This window comes from Acidovorax sp. (assembly GCF_027492855.1).
Taxonomy (GTDB): Bacteria; Pseudomonadota; Gammaproteobacteria; order Burkholderiales; family Burkholderiaceae_C; genus Acidovorax.
In genome coordinates this window covers 1-25451 of sequence record NZ_JAPUDY010000016.1, presented here as the reverse complement: position 1 = coordinate 25451, position 25451 = coordinate 1, and the positions used below count along the sequence as shown (strand labels likewise).

The following is a 25451-nucleotide window of genomic DNA, read 5'->3' as shown; positions in this document are numbered from 1 at the left end:
CGAACACGTTCTTGCGCTGCACGCCCACCTTGAGCAGCAGGTTCAGGCAGGCCAGCGCCGCCGCGCCCGCGCCGCTGGTGACCAGCTTCACGTCCTCGATCTTCTTGCCCGCCACCTTGAGCGCATTGACCATGGCCGCCGCCACCGTGATGGCCGTGCCGTGCTGGTCGTCGTGGAAGACCGGGATCTTCATGCGCTTGCGCAGCTCGCGCTCTACATAAAAGCAGTCGGGCGCCTTGATGTCTTCGAGGTTGATGGCGCCAAACGTGGGCTCCAGCGCGGCGATCACCTCCACCAGCTTGGCGGGGTCCTTCTCGTCGATCTCGATGTCGAACACGTCCACGCCCGCGAACTTCTTGAACAGAACGCCCTTGCCCTCCATCACCGGCTTGGAAGCCAGCGCCCCGATGTCGCCCAGGCCCAGTACGGCAGTGCCGTTACTGATCACGGCCACCAGGTTGCCGCGCGCGGTGTAGCGAAAGGCGTTGGCCGGGTCCTTCACGATCTCTTCGCAGGGTGCGGCCACGCCGGGCGAATAGGCCAGGGCCAAGTCATGCTGGTTCAGCATCTGCTTGGTCGCAGCAATGGCGATCTTGCCGGGCTTGGGAAACTCGTGGTATTCGAGAGCGGCACGGCGCAATTGGGCGCGCTTGTCAGGGTGGCTGTTGTTATTGTTATTGTTGTTCTCGGCCGTGGTGTTCTCGGGCATTCAATGTCTCCAACTCGGGGTGGGTGCGAAAACCTGGGCTCCAGAGGCTCTGCAGCGGGCTGTCTGCTTTGTAAGGGTCTGCGATTGTAGGACGCAGGCGGTAAAAACCCTAGTAAGCGGATTTGCTTACATGGGTGGATCTGTGATGACATTGGGTGCAGCAATCATGCGCAGAAACACAAACGCCCCACAACCGCTGGGGCTGTGGGGCGCTAGATGGGATGGGGCGGCTGTGTGACGGGCCGCTAATAACTATCTATCCAAACTCAGCGGCTGCTTGGAAAGCTGAACACAGCCCCTTCGCGCACGCCGGCCGAGGGCCAGCGCTGGGTGATGGTCTTGCGCTTGGTGTAAAAGCGCACGGCGTCGGGGCCGTAGGCGTGCAGGTCGCCGAACAGGCTGCGCTTCCAGCCGCCGAACGAGTGGTAGGCCACGGGCACGGGCAGGGGCACGTTCACGCCCACCATGCCGACCTGGATGTGGTCGGTGAAGTAGCGGGCGGCCTCGCCGTCGCGGGTGAAGATGCAGGTGCCGTTGCCGTATTCGTGGGCGTCGATGAGGTTCATGGCCTCTTGCAGCGTCTTCACGCGCACCACGCCGAGCACGGGGCCGAAGATTTCTTCCTGGTAGATCTTCATGCCGGGCTTGACGTTGTCAAACAGGCAGGCGCCCAGGAAGTAGCCGTTTTCGTGGCCCGCAGTCACCTTCACGCCACGGCCATCCATCACCAGCGTGGCGCCTTCGGCCACGCCGCTGTCCACGTAGGCTTTCACTTTTTCGTAGTGCTGCTGGGTGATCAGCGGGCCCATGTCGTTGCCGTTGTCGGTGCCGGGGCCGACCTTCATCTTGGCGATTTCGGTCTTCAGGCCTGCCACCACGGCATCGCCCACCTCGTCGCCTACGGCCACCAGCAGCGGGATGGCCATGCAGCGCTCGCCGCAGCTTCCGTAGGCCGCGCCCATGAGTGCGCGAACGGCGTTGCCCACGTCGGCATCAGGCATCAGCACGGCGTGGTTCTTGGCGCCGCCCAGGGCCTGCACACGTTTGCCGTGCTTGCAGCCTTCGGAATAGATGTATTCGGCAATGGGGGTGGAGCCCACAAAGCTCACGGCCTTGACGCGTGGGTCGCGCAGCAGCGTGTCCACGGCCACCTTGTCGCCGTTGACCACGTTGAGCACACCCGGTGGCAGGCCCGCCTCTTGTGCGAGCTGGGCGATGAGCAGGGTGGACGATGGATCGCGCTCGGAGGGCTTGAGTACGAAGGTGTTGCCGCAGGCCACAGCCATGGGCCACATCCACAGCGGCACCATGGCCGGAAAGTTGAACGGCGTGATGCCCGCCGTGACGCCCAGCGCCTGGAACTCGCTCCACGAGTCGATGTTCGGGCCCACGTTGCGGCTGTGTTCGCCCTTGAGCAGCTCGGGCGCGTAGCTGGCGTATTCCACGTTCTCGATGCCACGCTGCAGCTCGCCGTGGGCATCGGACAGCACCTTGCCGTGCTCGGCGGTGATCAGGGCGGCGATCTTGTCGGCGTTTTCTTCCAGCAGCACCTTGAGCCTGCTCATCACCCGTGCGCGCTTGAGCGGCGGCGTGTCGCGCCAGGCGGGGTATGCGGCCTCGGCCGAGGCAATGGCGGCCTCGACCGTGGCCTGGCTGGCCAGGGCCACGCTGGTGGTGGACTGGCCCGTGGCGGGGTTGAACACCGGCTGCGTGCGCTCGGTGTCGGCAACGGCCTGGCCGTTGATGAGGTGGCCGACGGTGGTGATGACGTTCTTGTCGTTGTTCATGAGAAATATAGGTAAAAAGTGCCTCTAGCGCCTATTCATCAAGCGCTAACAGCTATCAAGTTAGGAGTAAAAAAGTAATCCGAAGTCAGGCGGTCTCTGCCAGCGCGTCGCCCAGCGCGTTGACCATGCGGTCGATCTCGGCCTTCTCGCTGATGAACGGAGGGGCCAACTGGATGGTGTCGCCGCCGTAGCGCACGTAAAAGCCCTTCTTCCAGCAGTTCATCGCGATCTCATAGGGGCGCTTGGCGGGCTCGCCGGGCAGCGGCGCAATCGTCAGGCCCGCAGCCAGGCTGAAGTTGCGGATGTCCAGCACATGTTTGGCGCCCTTGAGGCTGTGCACGGCGGCTTCAAAGTGCGGAGCCAGCGCTTTTACGCGGCCCACCATGTCTTCTTTTTGCAGAATGTCGAGCGTGGCAATGCCCGCCGCGCAGGCCACGGGGTGGGCCGAGTAGGTGTAGCCGTGCGGGAACTCCAGCATGTAGTCGGGGCCGCCTGCAGCCATGAAGGTGTCGTAGATCTCCTTGGTCGCCACCACGCCGCCCAGCGGCTGCGCGCCGTTGGTGACCTGCTTGGCAAAGTTCAGGATGTCAGGCGTCACGCCAAAGGCCTCGGCACCGGTCCAGGCGCCCGCGCGGCCAAAGCCGGTGATCACTTCATCAAAAATCAGCAGGATGTTGTTCTGCGTGCAGATCTCGCGCAGGCGCTGCAGGTAGCCCGCGGGCGGGATCACCACGCCGGCCGAACCCGAGAAGGGCTCCACGATGACGGCGGCGATGTTCGATGCGTCGTGCAGCGCGATCACGTCAAGCAGCTTGTCGGCCAGCTCCTTGCCCGTGGGTGGCATGCCCTTGTGGAACGAGCCAGCGGGCGGCTGGGTGTGGGGCAGGTGGTCGGCCTCCACGCCCTGGCCGAACAGCTTGCGGTTGGCGCCGATGCCGCCCACCGAGATGCCGCCGTAGTTCACGCCGTGGTAGCCCTTTTCGCGGCCGATCAGGCGCGTCTTGGTGCCCTGGCCCTTGGCGCGCCAGTAGGCGCGGGCCATCTTCAGCGAGGTGTCAGCGGCCTCGGAGCCCGAGTCGGTGAAGAACACATAGTCCAGCGTCTCGGGCGTGAGCGCCTTGATGCGGTTGGCCAGCTCAAAGGCCAGGGGGTGGCCGAACTGGAAGGCGGGCGCGTAGTCGAGCTTGAGCGCTTGTTTGCCCACGGCCTCGGCGATCTCGCGGCGGCCATGGCCCACGCCCGCGCACCACAGGCCCGAGAGGCCGTCAAAAATCTTGCGCCCCTCGGAGTCGGTGTAGTAGGCGCCGCTGGCCTCCACGATCATGCGCGGGTTGGCCTTGAACTGGCGGTTGGCCGTGTAGGGCATCCAGTACGCATCCAGCCATTCGGCATCCATGCGGGGGCCTCCAGCGCCAGCGGCGGGTTTTTCGATGTTGACGAAGCTCATGGGGTTCTCCAGTGCAAAACGGCGACAAAAGGCAGGGTGGACCGGCCCCAACGGTGCAAGGGCTTGGCGTGGGGCATTGTTGCGTTGTCGGTTAATTTCTCAAATAATCCAATATCAATGTTTACTTGACGGTTTATGCAAGTAAAAAACGCCACTCCACCGACTACATCGAACAAACACCGCGCCGTGCTCGGCCAGCTCAGCGACATGGACCTGCGCCTGCTGCAGGTGTTCAAGAGCGTGACGGAATGCGGCGGCATGGCAGCCGCCGAGCTGGAGCTGAACATCGGCACCAGCACCGTGAGCCGCCACATGAAGGACCTGGAAACCCGCCTGGGCCTTACCCTGTGCCGCCGGGGGCGTGCTGGCTTTTCCCTCACGGCCGAAGGCCAGCGCGTGTACGACGAAACGCTGCGGCTACTGAGCGCGGTAGACGCCTTCCGCAGCAGCATCGACGACATTCACCGCCGCATGGGCGGGCGGCTGGAGGTAGCGGTGTTCGACAAAACGGCCAGCAACCCGGCCGCGCGCATCGGCGACACCATCGCGCTGTTTGCCCAACAGGCCCCCGAAGTGAGCCTGCAGATGCACGTGGCCGGCATCAACGCCATCGAGCGCGGGATCATCGACGGCAGCTTTCATGTGGGCATCATCCCCGCGCACCGGTCGTCGCAGAGCCTGGCGTATGCCAATTTGTTCACCGAAACCATGCTGCTGTACTGCGGCGAGCGCCACCCACTGTTCGGCACCGACCACACGGCCCTGACCTGGGAGGCTCTGCGCAGCCACCACTTCGCGGGCCTGGGCTACCACTCACCCAACATGGAGCTCAGCCACCGCGCCCGCCTGCCCCGCAGGGCCACGGGGTTCGACCAGGAATCCATCGCCACCCTGATCCTGTCAGGCCGCTACCTGGGCTTTCTGCCCGACCACTACGCCGAAGCCTTCGAGCGCCAGGGCCTGATGCAGCCGGTGCAGCCCGCGCAGTTTTTCTACTCCTGCGAATTTGTGAGCGTGCTGCGCAAGTCACCGCAGCCGTCCAGGGCGGCGCGGGCGTTTGCGGAGTGTTTGGAACAGGCACACCGGTTTGAAGGCTGACGCGGCCTTTGCTTGCACTGTGCGAAGGGGCGGCGGACAATCGCAGCACTTTGCAACATTTTGTGAGTCAGGAGCAGCACCCATGGCCAACCTCTCATCTATAGGCAGTTCCGGCCTCCAGGCTGCGCAGTTGCGGCTTGATGCGTCGGCCAACAACGTGGCCAATATGAATACGCCCGGCTATCGCCGTGAGGTGGTGGCGCAGGAGGCTGTTGCCGGCAGCGCGGGCGTGCGTGCCACGCTGCAGCGTGAGCAGGATGCCAAGGGCGTGGCGCTGGAGAAGGAAGCCGTAGAGCAGATGTCGGCCACCTATGCGTTCAAGGCCAATCTGCAGGCCATCAAAACGCAGGACGAAATGATGGGCTCTTTGCTTGACGTCAAGGCCTGAGCCGTTCGCTCATCCCGCCCACCAAGAAGTAATGATGCCCCGCTCGCCGGGGCATCGGTGTTTTTAGCGGCCGGAACCAGGCGCTTAGCCGGACGATGCCAGGCCGGCCAGCCGGTGAACAAGCCAGCGCTGAAACGCCAGGCCGGTGGCGGTGCGGCTGCGCAAGGGGATGGTGTACATGGTGGGGCTCCTTCTCAAACCAAACGCAATAAATAAGTAAACAGGCAGGATTCAGGTGCCCTGCAAGGCTGGGTGGGGCGTGGGCTGTTGTTCTTCGTTGGCAGCGCCGCTGGCGCGGCGGCGCGCGGCACGGTCCCAGGCTTTTTCGTGGAAGAAGAAGGCCACAGCCTGCACGGTGGGTTCCAGTAGGCTCAGGGTGAGCGAGGCCCACAGGTTGCCGGTGACGGCGTAGGCCACCATGGCGGCCACGCCGATGTGGATCACGTAGTAGCTGCCGGTTTTCATCAACATGGTCTTGTTCTGGCGGGCGGCGCGGCGGATGCGGGACATGGCGGACTCCTTCCTTCTGCTTTCTCTCTACTTTTTCGACGGGGCCTGCCTTGGTGGGCAAGGATGTAGAAATGGTAGTTATTCGCAATAGATCGCGCCAATTGATCATGGCTAAGTCGGAGATAGCCACTATTGCGCCAGGCCGCAGACAGACCGGGTCTGCGCGTGAACCAGTTCACACAATGCTGCAGAAAAAAGCCACGGCCTGCCAGGCACCCGTTGCTATGATGGCCGCTCTTTCCCTTCTCCAACCCTCTTCACTGCACACGGGAGCACCTATGGCCCTCATGGACTTCATCAAGAAACAGTTCATTGACATCATTCAGTGGACCGAGGAGGGCGATGGCACCCTGGCCTGGCGTTTTCCCATGCGCGACATGGAAATCCAGAACGGCGGCACGCTGGTGGTGCGCGAGTCGCAGATGGCCATCTTCGTCAACGAAGGCCAGGTGGCCGATGTGTTCGCGCCGGGCACCTACAAGCTCACCACGCAGACGCTGCCGGTGCTCACCTATCTGAAGAACTGGGACAAGCTCTTCGAGTCGCCCTTCAAGAGCGATGTGTACTTCTTCAGCACGCGCCAGCAGATCGACCAGAAGTGGGGCACGCCCCAGCCCATCACGATCCGCGATAAGGACTTTGGCGCGGTGCGCCTGCGTGCGTTCGGCAACTACGCGTTCCGCATCGCCGACCCCAAGCTGTTCCACACCGAGATCTCCGGCACGCGTGAGTCCTACCCCGTGGCTGACCTCGAAGGCCAGTTGCGCGGCCTGGTGCTGCAGAACATCAGCAACGCGATTGCGGGCAGCGGCCTGCCGTTTCTGGACCTGGCGGCCAACCAGGTCATGTTTGCCGATGCGCTGACCAAGGAGCTTGCGCCCATCTTCGCCAAGCTGGGCATCTTGATCGAGTCCCTCACGGTGCAGAACGTCTCGCTGCCCGAAGAGCTGCAGAAGATCCTGGACCAGAAAATCGGCATGGGCATGGTCGGCAACGACATGGGCAAGTTCATGCAATACCAGACGGCGCAGGCCATCCCCAAGTTCGCCGAAGGCGCGGGCGGTGGCGGCGGCGGCATTGCGGGCGACGCCATGGGCCTGGGCGCTGGCGTGGCGCTGGGCCAGGTGCTGGCGCAGAACCTGCAGGCAGGCTTGCAGGGTGGTGGCGCTGCGCAGCAGGCCGCGCCTGCAGCGGCAGCCGCCGCCATGGGCGTCAAGCCCGAGGACGTGATGGCCACGCTGGAGAAGCTGGGCGAGCTCAAGTCCAAGGGCATCCTCACGCAGGAAGAGTTCGACGCCAAGAAGGCTGAGTTGCTCAAGAAATTGGTCTGATTCGGTTGCTATCATAAAAATAGCTGCCTGCGCTTGAGGGATAAGCGCTAGAGGCCAAAAAGGCTTCAAAGCTGCGTAGCCGCTTAGTCGCGCAATGCGGCGCAGGCAGAACACTCCACACGATGGCCACCGAACCCACACAGCGTTCCTACCGCGCGCCTTGCCCCGGCTGTGGCGCGCCGGTGGAGTTCAAGAGCGCGCAGTCCACGTACGCCGTTTGCGGCTACTGCCAGAGCACGGTGGTGCGCAGTGGCGACGTGCTCACGCGCGTGGGCAAGATGGCCGAGCTGTTCGACGACCACAGCCCGCTGCAGCTCATGGCCAGCGGGCGCATAGAGCTTGATGGCAAGGATGTGCCCTTCACCCTCGTTGGCCGCCTGCAGTACAAGGGCGACGCGGGCGTGTGGACCGAATGGTCCGCCTTCTTGAATGACGGCACCCTGGCCACGCTGGGCGAGGACAACGGCGCCTATGTGTTCACCCGGTCCATCGACCCCGGCCGCGAGATGCCCGAGGCCGAGCGTTTTCGCATCGGCACCACCACCGCCATCAACGGCAAACCCTACAGCGTGGCCTACACCGGCCAGGCACAACTGATCTCGGCGCAGGGCGAACTGCCCAAGCTGCCGCCGCTGGGCCAGCCTTTTGGCATGGTCGAGTTGCGCAGTGCCGACGGCGAGGTGGTCAGCATCGACTACGGCCACACACCGCCCAACGTCGAGCGCGGCAAGGCGGTGCTGCTCGAAGACCTGCAGCTCAAGGGCCTGAAGGACGAATCGGCGAAAGACGAAAAAGGCCGCCAGTTCAACTGTCCGCACTGCGGTGCGCCAGTGCAGGTTCAACTGTCCACGTCCAAAAGCATCACCTGCGGCTCGTGCGCCAGCATCATCAACCTCGACAGCGGGGTGGGCGGTGAGCTGAGATCGGTCGAGCAGGATGAACCCGTGCGCCCCATCATCCCGCTGGGCAGCAAGGGCCAGTTGCAGGGCGTGCACTGGCAGGTGGTGGGTTTTCAGCACCGCATGGGCGTCGAGCCCGGCGACGACGAGCACTTTGGCTGGAGCGAATACCTGCTCTACAACCAAAAGCGCGGTTTTGCCTTTCTGGTCGATTCGGAAGAAGGCTGGAGCATGGTGCGCCCCACCACCGGCGCGCCGCAGATGGCGGCCACGGGGCGAACGGCCACGTACATGGGCACCAAGTACGACCTCAAGTACACCTACGAGGCCGAAACCACCTACGTGCTGGGCGAGTTCTACTGGCAGGTCACGCGCGGGCAAAAAACCACCAACCGCGACTTCGCCAGCAGCAAGGGCCTGCTGTCGATGGAGCAAAGCCCCAACGAGATCACCTGGTCGTCTGGCGACAAGCTCGCCAGCGACACGGTGGCCCAGGCCTTCAAGCTCGATGACAAGAAAGACCTGCTGCAGCGTGACGACCCCGGCCCCTTCGTGGCCAAATCGGGGCTGGGCTGCGGCACCATCATTCTGGTGGCGGTCATCATCCTCATCTTGCTCATCCTGCTGAGCAATTGTTCAGGGTCGTCGGGCAGCGGCTACCGCAGCTCGGGCGGGTCGTTCGGCGGGTACTCGTCCGGCGGCGGAAGCCACAAGTAGCCCGCTGGCGCGACAACCTGCCAGCCAGACAGCTCAACACACAGACGTTTCAAGGAGAACACATCATGATGGGAATCGAATGGCTCAAGCCCGCGGCGTTCCTCGGGTCCATCCTCTACGCCGTCATTGGCGTTTTCATCTTCTGGCTGTGTTTTGTCATCGTAGACAAGATCACGCCGTACGACCTGTGGCGCGAAATCGTCGAAAAACAGAACCAGGCCCTGGGCCTGGTGGTGGCGGCGATGTGCCTCGGGATCAGCATCATCGTGGCGGCCGCGATTCACTGACGCATCACCTTGCCTGAAACGGCGCGCGCTTGTAGGGCGCGCCGATGACTGCCTTGCAATCCGATCCGACTTCTCCTGCCTCCCCGCCCGAGGCACCGGGCGCCGCCTCCGGCCCCCGCCCCATCGAAATCGCCCTGCTCATCAGCGTGTTTGTCGTGGCCGCCTGCGGGCTGCTGTACGAGCTGGCTGCGGGCGCGCTGGCCTCGTATGTGCTGGGCGACTCGGTGCTGCAGTTCAGTACCATCATCGGCACGTATTTGTTTGCCATGGGTGTGGGCTCGTGGCTGTCGCGCTATTTCGAGCGGCAGTTGCCCGCGCACTTTTTGCGCATCGAGCTGCTGGTGGCGCTGATCGGCGGCGCGCTGCCCGCCACGCTGTTCCTGGCCAACGCCTACACGCCAGGCGCCTTCCGCTTCTTGCTCTACGGCATGGTCCTTATGGTGGGCACGCTGGTGGGGCTGGAGATCCCGCTGGTGATGCGCATCCTGAAGCGCAACGTGGCCCTGAAGGACCTGGTCTCGCAGGTGCTCACCTTCGACTACCTGGGGGCGCTGGCGGTGTCGATGGCGTTTCCGCTGCTGCTGGTGCCGCACTTGGGGCTCATCCGCACGGGGCTGCTGTTCGGGGTGATGAATGCCGCCGTGGCGCTGTGGGCGGTGTGGCTGTTTAGGCACGAGCTGCGGCAGCTCAAGGCGCATCTGCTGGCCTGTGTGATGGTGCTGGGCATTTTGCTGGCGGGGCTGGCGGGGGCCGAGCACATCACGAGTTTTGCCGAAGACAAGTTCTACCAGGACCGCATCGTGTTCACTACGGCATCGCCCTACCAGCGCATCGTGGTTACGCAGGGGCGGTACGGCCACCGGCTGTACCTCAATGGCAACCTGCAGTTCTCGGAAAGCGATGAATACCGCTACCACGAAGCCCTGGTGCACCCCGCGATGGCCGCGCACGGCGCCCCCAAACGTGTGGCGGTGCTGGGGGGCGGTGACGGCATGGCCGTGCGCGAGATCCTCAAGTACCCGTCGGTGGAGTCCGTCACGCTGGTCGAGCTGGACCCGGCCATGACGCAGATATTCACCGACAACCCGACCCTGGCGCGCCTGAACGGCCATGCCTTGCAAAACCCCAAGGTGAAGATCGTCAACATCGATGCCTTTGGGTGGCTGCAACAGGGGGCGGACACTTTTGATGTGATCGTGGTCGACTTCCCCGACCCCACCAACTTCTCCATCGGCAAGCTCTACACCAACAGCTTTTACGCGCTGCTGGACAAGCGCCTGGCGGCGAGCGGCTACGCCGTGGTGCAAACCACCTCGCCGCTGGTGGCGCGGCAGAGCTTCTGGACAGTGGTGCAGACCATCGAGTCCGTGGGCCTGCAAACCGCGCCGTATCACGCCCATGTGCCCAGCTTTGGCGAATGGGGTTTCGTCATGGCCAGCCGCCGCCCCTGGCGTGTGCCTGATGTGCTGCCGGACGACCTGCGGTTCTTGAGCGCCAGCACGGTGCCGCTGCTGTTTGATTTCCCGCGGGACATGGCGCGTGTTCCGGCCGATGTGAACCGGCTGTCCAACCAGGCGCTGGTGCACACCTACGAACGCGAGTGGGGCAAAGTGGTTGCGCACTGAGAAGGGCCTGTTTCCGAAAGCGTTAGCCAGCATCGAGAAACAATTTGGAAACGTTGATGGGTTGGGCACTGTGCGTGGAGTGAGGGGATATCCCGAGGGGCTTTGGGCTGTGCGGTCGCAGGTTTGCCCAACAATGGGATACAAACGAGAGCCATGACCTGATTGATTGCCTCCCCGGGCAGATTCCATGCTGGACAAATTTTTTCTCGCTAACGCGCCGGCCTATCCCCTGCTGTGGGCGCAGCACGACCCTGAGCTGGTCGTGTTGTCGGTGCTGATGGCAGTGCTGGCCTCGGTGCTGGCGCTGCAGATGGCGGCCCTGGCCCGGCGGGCAGACACCGGGTTCATGCGCCAGATGGCGCGGGGCTCGGGCGCGCTGGCGCTGGGTGGCGGCATCTGGTCCATGCACTTCATCGGCATGTTGGCTTTCACGGTGTGCGCTCGGGGCCGGTTCGACGCCACCACCACCGTGGTGTCCATGCTGCCCAGCGTGCTGGCGTCCTGGATTGCGCTGGGGCTCTTGATGCGCAGCGAAGTCAGCCGCACCACGCTGGTGGTGGGCGGGGTGTTCGTGGGCGCGGGCATCGGGGCCATGCATTACATCGGCATGGCGGCCTCGCAGTGGGCAACCGTCATGCGTTACGACCCCTGGGGTTTTGCCGCCTCGGTGCTGGTGGCCGTGCTGCTGGCCATCGTGGCGCTGTGGGTGCGTTTTGGACTGGGGCGCGTGGTGCACTGGCGCACGGTGTACCTGGACTGGGCGGCCGGTACGGTGATGGGCCTGGCGATCGCGGGCATGCACTACACCGGTATGGCCGCGCTGCGGTTTACCGAAACGCCTGACGAGCTGGAGCTGCTGGCCGCCGCCGAAAGTACGCCGCTGGCGCTGGCGATTGCCGTTGTCACCATCGTGATCGGGCTGCTGGTTGCGGCCATCAATGCGGGCCTGCGCTACCGGCGGATGTTCATCCAGGTGCGCCAAAGCGAGTCGCGCCTGCGGGCCATTGCCGAGACCACGGTCGATGGCATTGTGATGATCGACGCACGCGGCAAAGTGCAGTCGTTCAATGCAGCGGCCGAGCGCATCATGGGCTGGCCTGCCCACGAGGTGATCGGGCGCAACGTGTCCATGCTCATGCCCGAGCCCGATCGATCGCGGCACGACGGCTATCTGCGCCGGTACCTGGACGGGCAGGGCGGCAGCATCGTGGGTGCCAACAACCGCGAGGTGCAGGCGCTGCGGCGCGACGGCACGCTGGTGCCCATTCGCCTGTCGGTGGGGCGCGTGAAGCTCGACGGCGATCCGCTCTTTGTGGGCTTTATCGGCGACCTGAGCCAGCGCCGGGCGATGGAGCAGGAGCTCGAGCGCAGCGAAGAGCGCCTGCGTTCGCTGATCGGCAACATTCCGGGCGTGACCTTCCGCTGCCGCCGCGACGCAGACTGGAGCATGCTTTTCATCAGCGACGCCGTGACGGCCCTCACCGGCTGGGCGCCGCAGGATTTTGTGGACGGCCGCATCAACTTCACGCAGCTCACCCTGCCCGAAGAGGTGCCGCGTTTGTGGAACGAAGTCTCGGCCGCCATCGAAGAGCGGCGGCCCTACCACGTGGAGTTCCGCCTGATCGACCGCCAGGGCCGCATGCGCTGGGTGTCTGAAAGCGGCCGGCCCGTGGTGGGCGAGGACGGCACGGTGCAGTGGATCGACGGCGTCATCATGGACATGACGGTGTTCAAGGAACGCAATGCCGAGTTCGAGAGCACCGTGCGCGCCATCGACCGCGCGCTGGACGTGGTCGAGTTCGACCTGCAGGGCAACATCCTCACGGCCAACGCCAACTTCCTGGCGCTGGTGGGCTACCGGCTCGACGAAGTCGTGGGCCAGCACCACCGCATGTTCTGCGAGCGGGCCTACGCGCAAAGCGAGGCCTACTCCCAGTTCTGGCAACACCTGCGCGAGGGGCGGCTGGAGGGCGGGGAATACCTTCGCCTGGGCAAGGACGGGCGGCGCATCTGGATCCAGGCCACCTACAACCCCATCTTCGACGCGCAGGGCAAGCCCTTCAAGGTGGTCAAGTTCGCCACCGACCTGAGCCAGCGCCGCGCCATGGAGCAAGAGTTGCGCGCCGCCAAGGACCGCGCCGAGCAGGCGGCAGCAGCGCGCAGCACCTTCCTGGCCAACATGAGCCACGAAATCCGCACGCCCATGAACGCCATCATCGGCTTCACCGAGGCGCTGCTTGACACCCCCCTGCAAGCCCAGCAGCGCCGCCACCTGGGCACGGTGCAGCACGCCGCGCGCTCCATGCTGCGGCTGCTCAACGACATTCTCGACACCGCCAAGCTCGAAAAAGGTGCGGTGGAGCTGGAGATTGCCGACTTCTCGTTGCCGGAGGTGTGCGACCAGATCCTTGCCTCGCTGCGCATCCACGCGGCCAGAAAGCAGATTGAGCTGCAATGCCTGGCCACCCCGCAGGTGCCGCCCTATCTGCGCGGTGACGCGCTGCGGTTGCAGCAGGTGCTGCTCAACCTGCTGGGCAATGCGCTCAAATTCACGCAGCAGGGCCATGTGTTGCTGCGGCTCGACTACCAGGACGGTTCGCTGGTGATGGAGGTGGAAGATACCGGCGTTGGCATCGCCGCCCAGCACCTGGAACGCATCTTCGACCCGTTCGCGCAGGCCGACGCGTCCACCACCCGCCAGTTCGGCGGCACCGGGCTGGGCACGACCATCTCGCGCCAACTGGTTGAGCTGATGGGCGGCAACATCAGCGTGCGCAGCGCGCTGGGCGTGGGCACCACCTTCACTGTGTGCCTGCCGCTGCCCGTGGGCCAGGCCACCGAGGCCGTGGCCGTCACCACCAGCGCCGTGCAGTTGCCCGCGCTGCGCATCCTGGCGGTGGACGATGTACCCGCCAACATCGAGCTGCTGCAGATCCACCTGGAGCGCGGCCGCCACCAGGTCACCGTGGCGCGCGATGGTGAAGAGGCCGTAGAGGCCTACGGCACCGGGCGCTTTGACGTGGTGTTGATGGACTTGCAGATGCCCGTCATGGACGGCCTGGAGGCCACGCGCCGCATCCGTGCCTTCGAGCAGGCGCAGCGGCGCAAGCCGGTGCCGGTGATCGCCCTGTCGGCCAGTGTGCTGGAACAAGACCGGCGCAACGCCCGCGCCGCAGGCATGGACGGCTTTGCCAGCAAGCCCCTGGAGCCCGCGCGCCTGTTCCGCGAAATCGCCAGGGCGCTCAAGCTCCCCGTGGAGCCCTCCCCCTCCGGCTGGGGTGGGCTGGGCACGCCGTCGGGGCTGGGCGGCCTGGCCCCAGTGCCCGGCTCCGATGCGAAGGCGGGCACTGAGGCCATCGATTGGGAGCACGGCACCCGCCTGTGGGGCCAGCGCGGCTTGCTGCGCGACGCCGTCACGCGCTTCGTGGGCGAGCACGAAGCCACCGCCGCCACCTTGGACACTTTGATCTCCCAGCCCGACATGGAAAGCGCCCGCGCCCTGGCCCACCGCTTGCGCGGGGCCGCAGGCAACCTGGCGCTGGCGTCCGTGCAAACGCTGGCCCAGCGCATCGAAGAAGCCGCCCGCGCCCTGGACCGCACCGCCCTGGCGCCGCTGGTGGCCGCGCTGCCTGCTGCGCTGCAGATGGTGCGGCAGGCACTGGCCAACGAAGTCGATGCCGCTGCCGCGCCCGCGCCCGGCGTGGGCCAGCACGCGCCGCTGGCACCCGCCCAGCGGGCCGAAGCCCGTGCTGCCGCGCAGGCGCTGGAGCATGCCCTGATCCGCTCTGAGCTGGCGCAGCCGCCGCTGGATACGCTGGCGCAACTGCTGCCGGGCGAAGCCATGGAGCGGCTGCAGGAAGCCATCGATACTTTTGACTTCGACCAGGCGCTGGTGCAATTGCAGCAACTGCGTCAACACTGGATCGACGACTCTACGGAGAACCAAGCATGACCCCGGCCCTCGATCAGCGGCCCCGCCTGCTGCTGGTGGACGATGAACCCACCAACCTGCAGGTGCTGCGCCATGTGTTGCAGGCCGACTACCGCCTGCTGTTTGCCACCGACGGCGAGCGCGCCCTGCAGGTGGCACGCGAGCAGCGGCCCGACCTCATCCTGCTCGACATCATGATGCCGCGCATGGACGGCTATGCCGTGTGCAAGGCCCTCAAGGCCGATGCCGCCACGGCCACCATTCCGGTGATCTTCATCACCGCGCTGACCGACAGCCAGGATGAGACCGCCGGGTTTGACGCGGGCGGCGTGGACTACATCACCAAGCCCGTCAGCCCCCCCGTGGTGCGCGCGCGGGTGCGCACCCACCTGTCGCTGGTGCGCATGGACGAGCTGCGTGAAACCCGCCTGCAGATCGTGCAGCGCCTGGGCCGTGCGGCCGAGTACAAAGACAACGAAACCGGCATGCACGTCATCCGCATGAGCCACTTCGCCCGGCTGCTGGCGCTGGCCGCCGGTTGCAGCGCGGCCTGGGCCGAAGACCTGCTCAACGCCGCGCCCATGCACGACGTGGGCAAGATCGGTATCCCCGATGCCGTGCTGCGCAAGCCCGGCCCGCTCGACCCCGCAGAGTGGGACACCATGCGCCGCCATCCTGAGATCGGCGCCGAGATCATTGGCGAGCACCCCTCGGGCGTGCTGCAACTGGCCCGCGAGATCGCGCTGGCCCACCACGAAAAGTGGAACGGCAGCGGCTACCCCAAGGGCCTGGCGGGCGATGCCATCCCGCTGTCCGCGCGCATTGTGGCCATTGCCGACGTGTTCGACGCCCTCACCACCCGCCGCCCCTACAAGGAGCCCTGGCCTGTGCAAGAGGCGATGGACCACATCGCGGCCCAGTCGGGCCAGCACTTCGACCCGGCCCTGGTGCCGCTGTTTGCGCCGCTGCTGCCGCAACTGCTGGAGATTCGCGCCCGCTGGGCCGACTGACGGAATGCTCGCAGGATGACCCCCTGGACCCTGCAGCGGCGCCAGTTCGTGGCGGGCGCCGCTGCGCTGGCCGCCACCGCCCTCGCCGGCTGCGAGCGCAGCGCCGTGGCGCTGCAAGGGGGCTTTACCGGCACCGACATGGCACGCGGCCACCAGCTGCGCGACCTGCTTGCCACCGGCACCCTGCCCGCGCCCGCCGTGGTGCGGCGCGCGCAGGTCATCATCGCGGGCGGCGGCGTGGCGGGGCTGGCCGCAGCGCGCTCATTGCGGTTGGCAGGCGTCGATGACTTTGCGCTGCTGGAGCTGGAGGACGCGCCTGGCGGCAACAGCCGGGGCGGCGCCGTGGGTGGCATCGCCTGCCCGCTGGGCGCCCACTACCTGCCCGTGCCCGGCGACGACGCCCGCGAAGTGCAAGACCTGCTCGAAGAGCTGGGCCTGCGCCGCCGTGTGGCCGGGCGCTGGCAGTACGACGAACGCCATCTGTGCCACAGCCCGCAGGAGCGCCTGTTTTTTGACGGCGAATGGCAAGAAGGCCTGCTGCCCGTGCACGGCGTGGGCGAGGCCACGCTGGCGCAGTACCGCCGCTTTGCGCAGGCCGTCGATGCACAGGCCCAGGCCGCGCGGTTTGCCATGCCTGCGCTCAAGCTTTGGAGCACAAAAAGGCCGCTAGCGCTTTCCCATAAAGCGCTGGATGCTATTACTTTTGATGCTTGGCTGACGCAGCAGGGGCTGGATGATGCGCACCTGCGCTGGTACCTCGACTACTGCTGCCGCGACGACTACGGCGCGGGCACGGGCCGGGTGTCGGCCTGGGCGGGCATCCATTACTTTGCCAGCCGCCACGGTTTTCATGCCCCCGGCGAGGCCGTGGACGAAGCGCGCGAAAGCGTGCTCACCTGGCCCGAAGGCAACGGCTGGATCACCCAGCGCCTGGCCGAGCCGCTGCGCACGGGGGGGCAACTGCGCACCGCCACCAGCGTGCTGCGCATCACCGAGGGCCGCCACGGCGTGGAGGTGGACGCCTTCAATCACGCCACCGGCAATGTGGAGCGCTGGCAGGCGCCGCGCTGCATCGTGGCGCTGCCTGTGTTTGTGGCGGCGCGTGTGGTGCGCCAGCCGCCCGCCTTCCTCACCGCTGCCGCAGAGCGCTTGTCGTGGGCGCCGTGGCTTGTGGCCAATATCCACATCGCCAGCCCGCTCACCGACCGCCCCGGCGCCGCACCCGCGTGGGACAACGTGCTGTATGCCGACCCTACCACCGGTGGCCTGGGCTATGTGAACGCAGGCCACCAGCGGCTGGACCCGCGCGCCGCACTCACCGGCCCCACCGTGCTCACCTACTACCAGGCCCTGGGCGACCTGCCGGGCGGCCGCCAGCAACTGGCCACCCAGCCCTGGCAGCACTGGGCCGACGCCGCGCTGGCCGCGCTGGCCGTGCCCCACCCCGACCTGCGCGAGCGCACCACGCGTGTGGACATCACCCGCTACGGCCACGCCATGTCCATCCCTACGCCGGGAGTGCAGCAGGTTTTGAACCAAATTGGCATCCAGCGCCCATCCATCAAGCGCAAGCAGCTATCAAATGGTGAGCAAACGGCCTGGATACCCACACCCACCACCGCGCGGTTGGCGTTTGCGCACAGCGACTGGTCGGGCTACTCGGTGTTTGAGGAGGCCTTCACGCGCGGGCATGGCGCGGGGCTGGTGGCTGCAGCGGGCTGAGATGGGCGCAGCCATCCACATCGACATCGGCCGGCAGACCTTGTGCCTGCTCGATGGTGGCGTCGAGCAGGCCCGCTATGCCATCTCCACTGCGCTAAACGGCCCCGGCGAGTGCAACGGCAGCGGCTGCACACCGCGTGGCCTGCACCGCGTGCGGGCCAAGGTGGGCGCGGGCTGCGCGTCGGGCACGGTGTTTGTGGGGCGGCGGCCCACGGGCGAGGTGTATTCGCCAGAACTGGCAGCGCAGTATCCAGGCCGCGACTGGATCCTTTGCCGCATTCTGTGGCTCACTGGCTGCGAGCGCGGCCTGAACCGGGGCGGCGGTGTGGACACGCTGCGCCGCTACATCTACATCCACGGCTGCCCGGATGGCACGGCGGTGGGCGTGCCCGCCTCGCACGGCTGCGTGCGCATGGCCAATGCCGACGTGGCTGATTTGTTCGAGCGGGTGGCGGTGGGCACGCCGGTGGTCATCGAGGAAGGCATGGCATGACGGCGCCACACCCCTTGCCCGATGGGGCCCCGGCGCCCTCGCTGGACCGGCGCTTTCTGCTGTTCCTGGGTCCGCTGGTGCTGTCCAACATCCTGCAGGCGCTCACTGGCACGGTAAACCATATCTATGTGGGGCGGCTGCTGGGCGCGGGCTCGCTGGCGGCGGTGGCTTCGTTCATGCCGGTGTTTTTGTTGCTCAGCGCGTTCATCTTCGGGCTGGGCAATGGGGCGTCTGTCCTGGTCGGCCAGGCCTTTGGCGCGCGCAACCCTGAGCGGCTGCGCGCCGTGGCGGGCACCACGCTGTGCGCGGGTTTTTTGGTGGGGCTCGTGCTGTCGGTGGGCGGCGGGTGGGTGGCGCGGCCGCTGATGACCGCACTGGGCACCCCGGCCGACGTGTTGCCCCAGGCCGTGGTGTATGCGCGGGCGATGATGGCGCTGTTCCCGGTGCTGTTCACCTCCATGCTCGCAGCAGCGCTGCTGCGCGGCACGGGCGACACCGTAACGCCGCTGCGCGCGCTGATGGTGTCGCTGTCGGTCACGGTGGTGTGCGCGCCGTTGTTCATCCGTGGCGTGCCCACCATCGGGCTGCCTGCGCTGGGCATTCTGGGCGGCGTGGCCGCGCTGCTGCTGGCCACGCTGGCATCGCTGGGCTGGATGGCCTGGCACCTGCGGCGCCGCGCGCATGTGCTGGCCCCCACGCGGGCGCTGGCGGCGCAGTGGCGGATCGACGGCGCGCTGCTGCGCACCCTGGTGCGGCTGGGCGTGCCCACGGGGCTGTTTTTCATCACGGGTTCGCTGGCAGACCTGGGCCTGCTGAGCTTGGTCAATGCCCATGGCTCGGCAGCCACGGCGGCCTGGGGCACGGCCAGCCAGGTCATGTCGTATGTGTTGTTCCCTGCGATGGCCGTGGCGATCGCCGCGTCGGTGTTTGCCGCGCAGGCGATTGGCGCGGGCCAGGGCGAGCAGGTGGCGGCCGTCACGCGCACCGGCATGCGCATGACCGTGCTGCTCACCGGTGGCCTGGCCGTGCTGATATTCAGCGCCGCGCCCTGGGTGGTGGGGCTGTTCGTGACCGATGCGCGGGTGATCGACATTGCCACGGGCGTGCTGCGCATCACCGTGTGGGGCGCCGTGTTCTTCGGGCTGGCCAGCGTGTATTCGGGCGTGATGCGCGCCAGCGGCACGGTGCTGGTGCCCACGCTCATTTCGCTGGGTTGCCTGGCCTGCATCATCGTGCCACTGGGCTGGCTGCTGGGGCGGCAGTTCGGCCTGGTGGCCACCTGGGCGGCCTACCCGGCTGCCTACCTCACCGCGCTGGTGCTGCAGGGGCTGTACTTCAACGGCGTATGGCGGCGCAAGGCGCTGCAGCGGTTGGTTTGAAGAAAAAATGGCTTTAGCGCTTGTTCCATAAGCGCTGACTGCTATCAAAAATGTAGTGAACGACATGGCGCACCCGCGTCATCCGCCGTTCACGCAGCCGTCATGCCCTCGTCACGCGCAGGCGGCATCGTGGTCGCTTCACTTCTCTGCTTTGAGCGATCCGACCATGTCCCGACTCTCTTGCCTTGCCGCTGGCGCCGCGCTGCTGTGCGCCGTCGCTTCCGCCCCTACCGCCTTTGCCCAGCAGGCCTACCCCGCCACGCTGGCGGGCCACGCCGTGTTGCCTGCGCTGACGCTGATCCCTGCCCCCAAGGATGCGCCGGGCGACCTGCAGACCAGCGGCAAATTCACCACGGCGCGCCGCGTGGACGCCGTGGGTTCGGTGATGGGCCAATCGGGCGGGCGCAACACGGGCATTGCGCTGCCCTTCGCGGGCCAGCCCATTCAGGGCCACTCGGGCATCAAGCGCATGGCCGATGGCTCGTTCTGGATACTCACCGACAACGGCGCGGGCTCCAAGGCCAACTCGCCGGACTTCATGCTGCACCTGAACCACTATGGGGTGGACTTTGAGACCGGCCAGTTCCAGCGCCGCCAGACGGTGTTTTTGCACGACCCCGACAAAAAGGTGCCGTTTCGCATCACGCACGAAGGCACGGACAAGCGCTACCTGACGGGCGCCGACTTCGACCCCGAGAGCTTCCAGTTCGCCGGTGGCGCGCTGTGGATCGGCGAGGAGTTTGGCCCCTTCCTCATCAAGGCCGACCTGAACGGCAAGGTGCTGGGCGTGTTCGAGACCCAGGTGGACGGCAAGGTGGTGCGCTCGCCCGACGCGCCCGGCGTGCTCATGCCCGGCGCGCCGGATGCCAAGCCCACACCGTTTGAGGTCAAGCGCTCCAAGGGTTATGAGGGCATGGCCGCCTCCAAGGACGGCAGCAAGCTGTATGCGCTACTCGAAGGCGCGCTGTGGAACGAAGGCGCCAAGGCCTACGAGAACGTGGGCGGCAAGCACTACCTGCGCGTGCTGGAGTTCGACGTGAAAAGCGAACAATGGACAGGCCGCCACTGGAAGTACGTGCTGGAGGCCAACCACCACGCAATCGGCGACTTCAACATGGTCGATGAAAAGACGGGCCTGATCATCGAGCGCGACAACGGCGAAGGCACGGCCGACAAGGCTTGCCCGGAGGGCGTGAAGCGCGCCGACTGCTTCCACGACCTGGCGAAGTTCAAGCGCGTCTACAAGGTGGAGATGAGCGAGGCCAACGTGGGCGGCGAAATCCGCAAGATCGGCTACATCGACCTCATGAACATCCAGGACCCGAAGCGCCTGGCGAAGAAGCCGCTCAACAACGGTGTGCTCACCTTCCCCTTCTTCACCATCGAGAACGTGGACGTGGTGGATGGCATGCACATCGTGGTGGGTAACGACAACAACCTGCCGTTCAGCAGCAGCCGCGACCCGAACCAGGCCGACGACAACGAGCTGGTGCTGCTGGAGGTGGGCGAGCTGCTGCGCGCCCGGTAGTTTGAACAAAATAAGCTGCTGGCGCTTGTTTGTCAAGCGCTAGCAGCTATAAAAAAAGGAGCATCAAGCGATGCTCCTTTTTTGTCTCTCCATCTTCTTTTTGTGTTCGGCGCTGTAGCGGGTGCGGATCAGTGCAGCGTGTCCGTGCGCAGTTTGTAGGCCACGCCATCACGGCCGGGGTCGGCGCCGCCGTGCAGGCCGTCGGGCTGCACCTGCACGCCATGCACCCAGCCGATGGTGTAGTTGTACGGGTTGCGGCCAATGGTGTAGCCGTTGGCCTCCAGCGTGCGCGTGGTGTGGCGCGGGATGCGGTTGCACACGTCGATGGCGTTGCTGGTGGACGAAAAGCGCGGCGCCGACACGGCGGCCTGCATCTCCATGCCGTGGTCGATCACGTTGAGCAGCACCTGCAGCACGCCCATGGCGATCTGCGTGCCGCCGGGCGCGCCCAGCACCATGTCCAGCGCGCCGTCCTTGAAGGTCATCGTGGGGCATGACGAGGTGAAGCGGCTTTTGCCAGGCCGGATGCTGCCCGCGCGGCCGGGGCGCGGGTCGAACACGCCCATGCAGCCGTTGTAGAGGAAGCCCATGCCCGGCGTGATGATGCCCGAGGGCATGGCCAGCGAGTGTGTCATCGACACGGCGTTGCCGTCGGCGTCGACCACGCTCAGGTGCGTGGTGTCGCGCGGCACGGGGGCACCGGGGTTCACGCGCTCCACGCTGAAGCGCTCGCCCGCACGGATCTGCGCGGCCACGGCGCGGGCCATGTCCTTGGACAGCAGCTCGGCCAGTGGCACGTCGAAGAACTTCGGGTCGCCAATGCTGCGGTCCTTGTCGGACGTGGCCTTCTTCATTGCCTCGCACACAAGCTGGATGTAGGCGGGGCTGTTGTGCTCCATGCCCGCCAGGTCGAAGTGCTCCAGGATGTTGAGCATCTCCAGCAGCATGGCGCCGCCGCCGGGGGGCTGGTTGGTGGTGACGGTGCGGTCGCGGTAGTGGCCCACCAGCGGCGCGTTGCGCGTGACCTGGTACTGGGCCAGGTCGTCGAGCGTGAGCAGTGCGCCCAGCGACTGCAGGTGCGCCACCATCTGGTGGGCCAGGTCGCCGTGGTAGAAGGGCTCCGAGCCCTCGTCGGCGATCTGCCGAAGCACGTCGGCCATGCCCTCGTTGCGCAGCGGCGCGCCAATGGGCTTGGGGCGCCCGTCGGGGCGGCAATACAGGGCGCGACTTTCCGCGCTGTACTGCAGGCGCTCCAGGTTGCCCACGCGGCCCATGCTGGGTTCGTCGATCCAGAAGGCATGCATGCCGGGGCGCACAAAAAAGCCATCCGCCGCCCAGCGGATGGCGGGCTCCACCACCTGCTTCCACGGCAGGCGGCCGTGCGCTTTGTGCATGGCCTCCAGGCCCTTGAGCGTGGCGGGCGTGCCGATGGACTGCGGGCCGATGTCGTTGACGCGGCCCTTCAAGATAAAGCCGAAGCCGTCCTTGGTTTCGCCTTCGAGCAGGTGCTCCCACATGTCCTCTCGGGCGGCCAGCGGCGCGGGGGAGTGGAAGTCGAAATACTCGTGCACACGGGCACCAGGCAGGTACACGCTGGCCGTGCCAAAACCGGCAATGCCGCACATCAGCGGATCAACCACGGTCTGGGCCAGGGCGGTGGCCACGGCGGCGTCCACCGCGTTGCCGCCAGCACGCAGGATGTCGATACCGGATTCGGCGGCCTCGGGCTGGGGGCAGACCACCATTGCTTCTTTTTTCATAGCGTCCAGGGGCAAGGGTGAGTGTGGGGAAGGGCTGCCAAAGCGGGCGGTGCCCACTTTGGCACCTGCTTATTTGGCGCTGAGGTTCAACGATTCGAGCGTGGGGCCCCAGGCCTTGGTGTCACGCGCCGTGGTCTCCATGACCAGCGACGCAGGCCCGGAAACGGGGATCACGCCCAGGGTCTTGAGCTTGGTCTGCACCTCGGGGCTTTGGTGGAAGGACTCCGTGGCCTTGTTGAGCTTGTCCACGATGTCGGCAGGGGTTCCGGCGCGCGCGACGATGGCGCTCCAGCCCATGTTGTCGAAGCCCTTGACCCCCAGCTCGCCCAGGGTGGGCACGTCGGGGAGTTCTGGCGTGCGCTGGGGCGACAGCACGGCCAGGGGGTTGAGCTTGCCGTTCTTGATGTGGGGCAGCGCGGTGCCGTACACCGGTGCCATCACCTCGGTCTGCCCGCCAATGGTGGCCATGATGCCGTCGGCCTCACCCTTGTAGGGGATGTGTGTCATCGAGATACCCATGGCCTTGGACAGCAGCTCCACCGCCAGGTGCGTGGAGTTGCCCAGGCCCGCAGAGGCGAAGTTCAGTTTGCCGGGCTCTGCCTTGGCCTTGGCGGTCAGGTCCTTGAGCGAGGTGATGCCCGTGGAGGGGTTGGCCGACAGCACAAACGGCACGGTGGTCAGCATGGCCACGCCCGCGAAGTCCTTTTCAGGGTTGTAGGGCAGGGGCTTGTAGGTGTATTGGTTGAGCACCATCACCGACACGCTGCCGTACAGCAGGTTGTAGCCGTCGGCGGGCTGGTTCAGCACGCTCTGCGTGGCGATGATGCCGCCCGCGCCTGGCTTGTTCTCGACCACGATGGTGCCGCCGATGGCCTTGCCCGCGTGCTCGGCCCACATGCGTGCGATGGTGTCGCTGCTACCGCCGGGCGCTTGTGACACGACGAGGCGAATGGGGCGGTTGGGGTAGGGGGCCTGGGCGAAGGCGGTGGTGGCCGCCGCGATGGTGAGCGTGGCACCCATCAGAAGCTTGGAGGCGTTGGCGATGGCTTTGGACATGGAGGACTCCTGCATGAAGCTAAACGGAAGATGAATGCATTTTCATGTTGATGACAGCCATTTGCCTAGTGAAAAGGTAAGATGGAGGTATGAGGGTTTTCTCATGATTGAACGTTCCGAAGGCACATCCTGGGCGCGACGCATCAAGGTGCGGCACCTCGAGTCGTTTCTGGTGCTGGACGAGGCGGGCACGCTCACCGAGGCGGCGGCGCGGTTGCACATGACGCAGTCGGCCATGTCGCATTGGCTGGCCGAGCTGGAAAGCGTGGTGGGCACGCCGCTGGTGGTGCGCGGGCGCAAGGTGCAGCTCACGGCCGCGGGGCACCTGCTCAAGCGGTTGTCCATCAACGTGTTGGGCGACATCGCCCGCACCGGCCGCGAGATGAACGCCGTGGCCGAAGGGCGGGTGCCGCGTCTGAACGTCGGCAGCGTCTGGGCGGGCATCGCGGGCGGCCTGCCTGAGGCCGTGAACGCCTTCCAGCAAGAGCATCCGGATGTCGCGGTTTCCGTGCACGACGGCCCTTTTGACAACCTGCTCAAGGGGCTGGAGACGCGCGCGCTCGATGCCGTCATCGGCGTGCTCGACGCACGGGCCCACCGCCCTGGCCTGGACCACCAGGTGCTGTTCGACGACCAGGTAGCCATCGTCATCGGCCAGGGCAGCAAGCACTGGGCCCGCCCCGAGGGGTTGGGGTTTGCCGACGTGCGGCGCGAAAAATGGGTCATGCCGCCTGCGGGCACGCTCACGCGCGTGCAGATGGACGCCTACCTGATCGAGCAGGGGGCATCGTGGATCGTGCCCAAGGTCGAGACTGCGTCGCTGGCCATGATGCAGGCGCTGCTGCACAAAAGCGACTATGTGGGCGTGTGCTCGGAGTCCATGGCCGACCACATGGCGTCGCTCGGGTTGTTCAAAAAAATCGCCGTCAGCTCCAGCATCCGCTTCGGCCCCATCACCGTGATGTGGAACCGCGAGCATGCCTCGGCCACGCTCATGGACCTTGTCCGCTGCCTTGTGGCGCACGCACGCGGGGCGCAGACGGTGGCGGTTCCTGCGCCGAAAGACGCATAGGCGCGGCCTGACCGTGCCATCCACGACGCCCACGAGGACATGGGCTGGGTGGCACAATTCCGCTCGTTTCTCCTCCCCTCTTTTCTTCACAGAGCGCCCGCATGTTCACAGGCATCGTCCAAGCCACGGCAGGCATCGCTGCCATTCATGACCGCGCAGGCCTGCGCACCTTCACGCTCGATTTTCCTGAGGGCTTTTGCCAGGACCTGGCCATCGGCGCCAGCGTATCGACCGATGGCGTGTGCCTCACGGTCACCGAGATCCTCTCGCCCACGCAGGCCAACTTCGACGTGATGCTGCAGAGCCTGAACATCACCACGCTGGGCAGTTACCACCAGGGCGACCGCGTGAACGTGGAGCGGGCCGCCAAGGACGGCGCCGAGATCGGCGGCCACCCGCTGTCGGGCCATGTGGATTTCACCGGCACGCTGATCGAACGCCGCGAGTTCGACAACAACCTGGTGTGGCGCGTGGCCGTGCCCGAGGCGTTTCGCCGTTACGTGTTTGCCAAGGGCTACATCGCCATCCATGGCGCCAGCCTGACGGTGGCCGAGGTGAACCGGCAAGAGGGCTGGTTCGAGATCTGGATGATTCCCGAAACGCGCCGCGCCACGGTGTTCGAGCACAAGCAGGTCGGCGATGCGCTCAACATCGAGATCGAGCGCAGCACCCAGGTGGTGGTGGACACCGTGCGCGAGGCCG

Annotated in this window: 19 protein-coding genes and 1 pseudogene; 14 read left to right on the top strand and 6 right to left on the bottom strand. The window is 66.0% G+C overall.

The annotated features are described in order from the left end of the window. The 3 genes and pseudogenes from Q0105_RS03430 to Q0105_RS03420 form a co-directional block, all read right to left on the bottom strand. Positions 1-709: pseudogene (locus Q0105_RS03430) on the bottom strand (NADP-dependent malic enzyme); the annotation flags it as partial. Between the two features lie 266 nt (positions 710-975). Next, on the bottom strand, positions 976-2496 hold the full coding sequence (locus Q0105_RS03425) for a CoA-acylating methylmalonate-semialdehyde dehydrogenase (RefSeq protein WP_298208775.1): 1521 nt from the start codon (positions 2494-2496) through the stop codon (positions 976-978). A gap of 85 nt (positions 2497-2581) precedes the next feature. Next, positions 2582-3943 carry an aspartate aminotransferase family protein gene (locus Q0105_RS03420; protein WP_298208773.1) on the bottom strand — a complete coding sequence of 454 codons (1362 nt, stop codon included), beginning with the start codon at positions 3941-3943 and terminating at the stop codon, positions 2582-2584. Between the two features lie 135 nt (positions 3944-4078). On the opposite strand from Q0105_RS03420, the gene Q0105_RS03415 reads away from it, so the two are divergent. Further along, on the top strand, positions 4079-5041 hold the full coding sequence (locus Q0105_RS03415) for a LysR family transcriptional regulator (RefSeq protein WP_298208771.1): 963 nt from the start codon (positions 4079-4081) through the stop codon (positions 5039-5041). 82 nt (positions 5042-5123) lie between these two features. Further along, entirely contained in the window at positions 5124-5429 is a 306-nt protein-coding gene (locus tag Q0105_RS03410; RefSeq protein ID WP_298208769.1) for a flagellar basal body protein, read from the top strand. Positions 5430-5660: 231 nt separating this feature from the next. Here Q0105_RS03410 and Q0105_RS03405 read toward each other — a convergent pair whose 3' ends face one another. After that, positions 5661-5939 (bottom strand): DUF2061 domain-containing protein, encoded by a 279-nt coding sequence (locus Q0105_RS03405; RefSeq protein WP_298208767.1) that lies wholly within the window; start codon positions 5937-5939, stop codon positions 5661-5663. A gap of 278 nt (positions 5940-6217) precedes the next feature. Here Q0105_RS03405 and Q0105_RS03400 point away from each other — a divergent pair, with 278 nt between their 5' ends. The 10 genes from Q0105_RS03400 to Q0105_RS03355 all read left to right on the top strand — a co-directional run bounded on the left by Q0105_RS03400 (position 6218) and on the right by Q0105_RS03355 (position 20861). Beyond that, positions 6218-7270: an SPFH domain-containing protein gene (locus Q0105_RS03400; RefSeq protein ID WP_298208764.1), complete on the top strand. Its 1053-nt coding sequence runs from the start codon at positions 6218-6220 to the stop codon at positions 7268-7270. 122 nt (positions 7271-7392) lie between these two features. Further along, positions 7393-8886, top strand: a complete 1494-nt coding sequence (locus Q0105_RS03395; RefSeq protein ID WP_298208762.1) for a DUF4178 domain-containing protein — start codon at positions 7393-7395, stop codon at positions 8884-8886. 68 nt (positions 8887-8954) lie between these two features. Then, the gene (locus Q0105_RS03390; protein ID WP_298208776.1) at positions 8955-9173 is read left to right on the top strand and encodes a DUF350 domain-containing protein; all 219 of its coding nucleotides are present in this window, start codon (positions 8955-8957) and stop codon (positions 9171-9173) included. 44 nt (positions 9174-9217) lie between these two features. Next, entirely contained in the window at positions 9218-10798 is a 1581-nt protein-coding gene (locus tag Q0105_RS03385) for a polyamine aminopropyltransferase (RefSeq protein ID WP_298208760.1), read from the top strand. A 187-nt stretch (positions 10799-10985) separates the two neighbouring features. Beyond that, a complete protein-coding gene (locus Q0105_RS03380; RefSeq protein ID WP_298208758.1) occupies positions 10986-14750 on the top strand; it encodes a PAS domain S-box protein in 3765 nt (1254 codons plus the stop codon). Then, entirely contained in the window at positions 14747-15739 is a 993-nt protein-coding gene (locus tag Q0105_RS03375; RefSeq protein WP_298208757.1) for a two-component system response regulator, read from the top strand. Before Q0105_RS03380 ends, Q0105_RS03375 begins: the two co-directional genes overlap by 4 nt. 15 nt (positions 15740-15754) lie before the next feature. Next, positions 15755-17461 (top strand): NAD(P)-binding protein, encoded by a 1707-nt coding sequence (locus tag Q0105_RS03370; RefSeq protein WP_298208755.1) that lies wholly within the window; start codon positions 15755-15757, stop codon positions 17459-17461. A 1-nt stretch (position 17462) separates the two neighbouring features. Further along, complete coding sequence (locus tag Q0105_RS03365) at positions 17463-17954, top strand: L,D-transpeptidase (protein ID WP_298208753.1); 492 nt, start codon at positions 17463-17465, stop codon at positions 17952-17954. Further along, complete coding sequence (locus Q0105_RS03360; RefSeq protein ID WP_298208751.1) at positions 17951-19333, top strand: MATE family efflux transporter; 1383 nt, start codon at positions 17951-17953, stop codon at positions 19331-19333. The genes Q0105_RS03365 and Q0105_RS03360 overlap by 4 nt, the downstream gene beginning before the upstream one ends. 166 nt (positions 19334-19499) lie before the next feature. After that, positions 19500-20861 (top strand): esterase-like activity of phytase family protein, encoded by a 1362-nt coding sequence (locus tag Q0105_RS03355; RefSeq protein WP_298208749.1) that lies wholly within the window; start codon positions 19500-19502, stop codon positions 20859-20861. 128 nt (positions 20862-20989) lie between these two features. Here the strand turns inward: Q0105_RS03355 and ggt are convergent, their stop codons facing one another. Together ggt and Q0105_RS03345 are read right to left on the bottom strand one after the other, a co-directional pair. Continuing rightward, positions 20990-22621, bottom strand: a complete 1632-nt coding sequence (gene ggt, locus Q0105_RS03350) for a gamma-glutamyltransferase (RefSeq protein WP_298208747.1) — start codon at positions 22619-22621, stop codon at positions 20990-20992. A gap of 69 nt (positions 22622-22690) precedes the next feature. After that, the gene (locus Q0105_RS03345) at positions 22691-23677 is read right to left on the bottom strand and encodes a tripartite tricarboxylate transporter substrate binding protein (RefSeq protein WP_298208745.1); all 987 of its coding nucleotides are present in this window, start codon (positions 23675-23677) and stop codon (positions 22691-22693) included. A gap of 103 nt (positions 23678-23780) precedes the next feature. Between Q0105_RS03345 and Q0105_RS03340 the strand changes: the two genes are divergently transcribed. Continuing rightward, positions 23781-24749, top strand: coding sequence for a LysR substrate-binding domain-containing protein (locus Q0105_RS03340; RefSeq protein ID WP_298208743.1), 969 nt, complete (start codon positions 23781-23783; stop codon positions 24747-24749). A 101-nt stretch (positions 24750-24850) separates the two neighbouring features. Beyond that, the coding region (locus Q0105_RS03335) for a riboflavin synthase subunit alpha (protein ID WP_298208741.1) at positions 24851-25451 on the top strand (601 nt) is incomplete at its 3' end.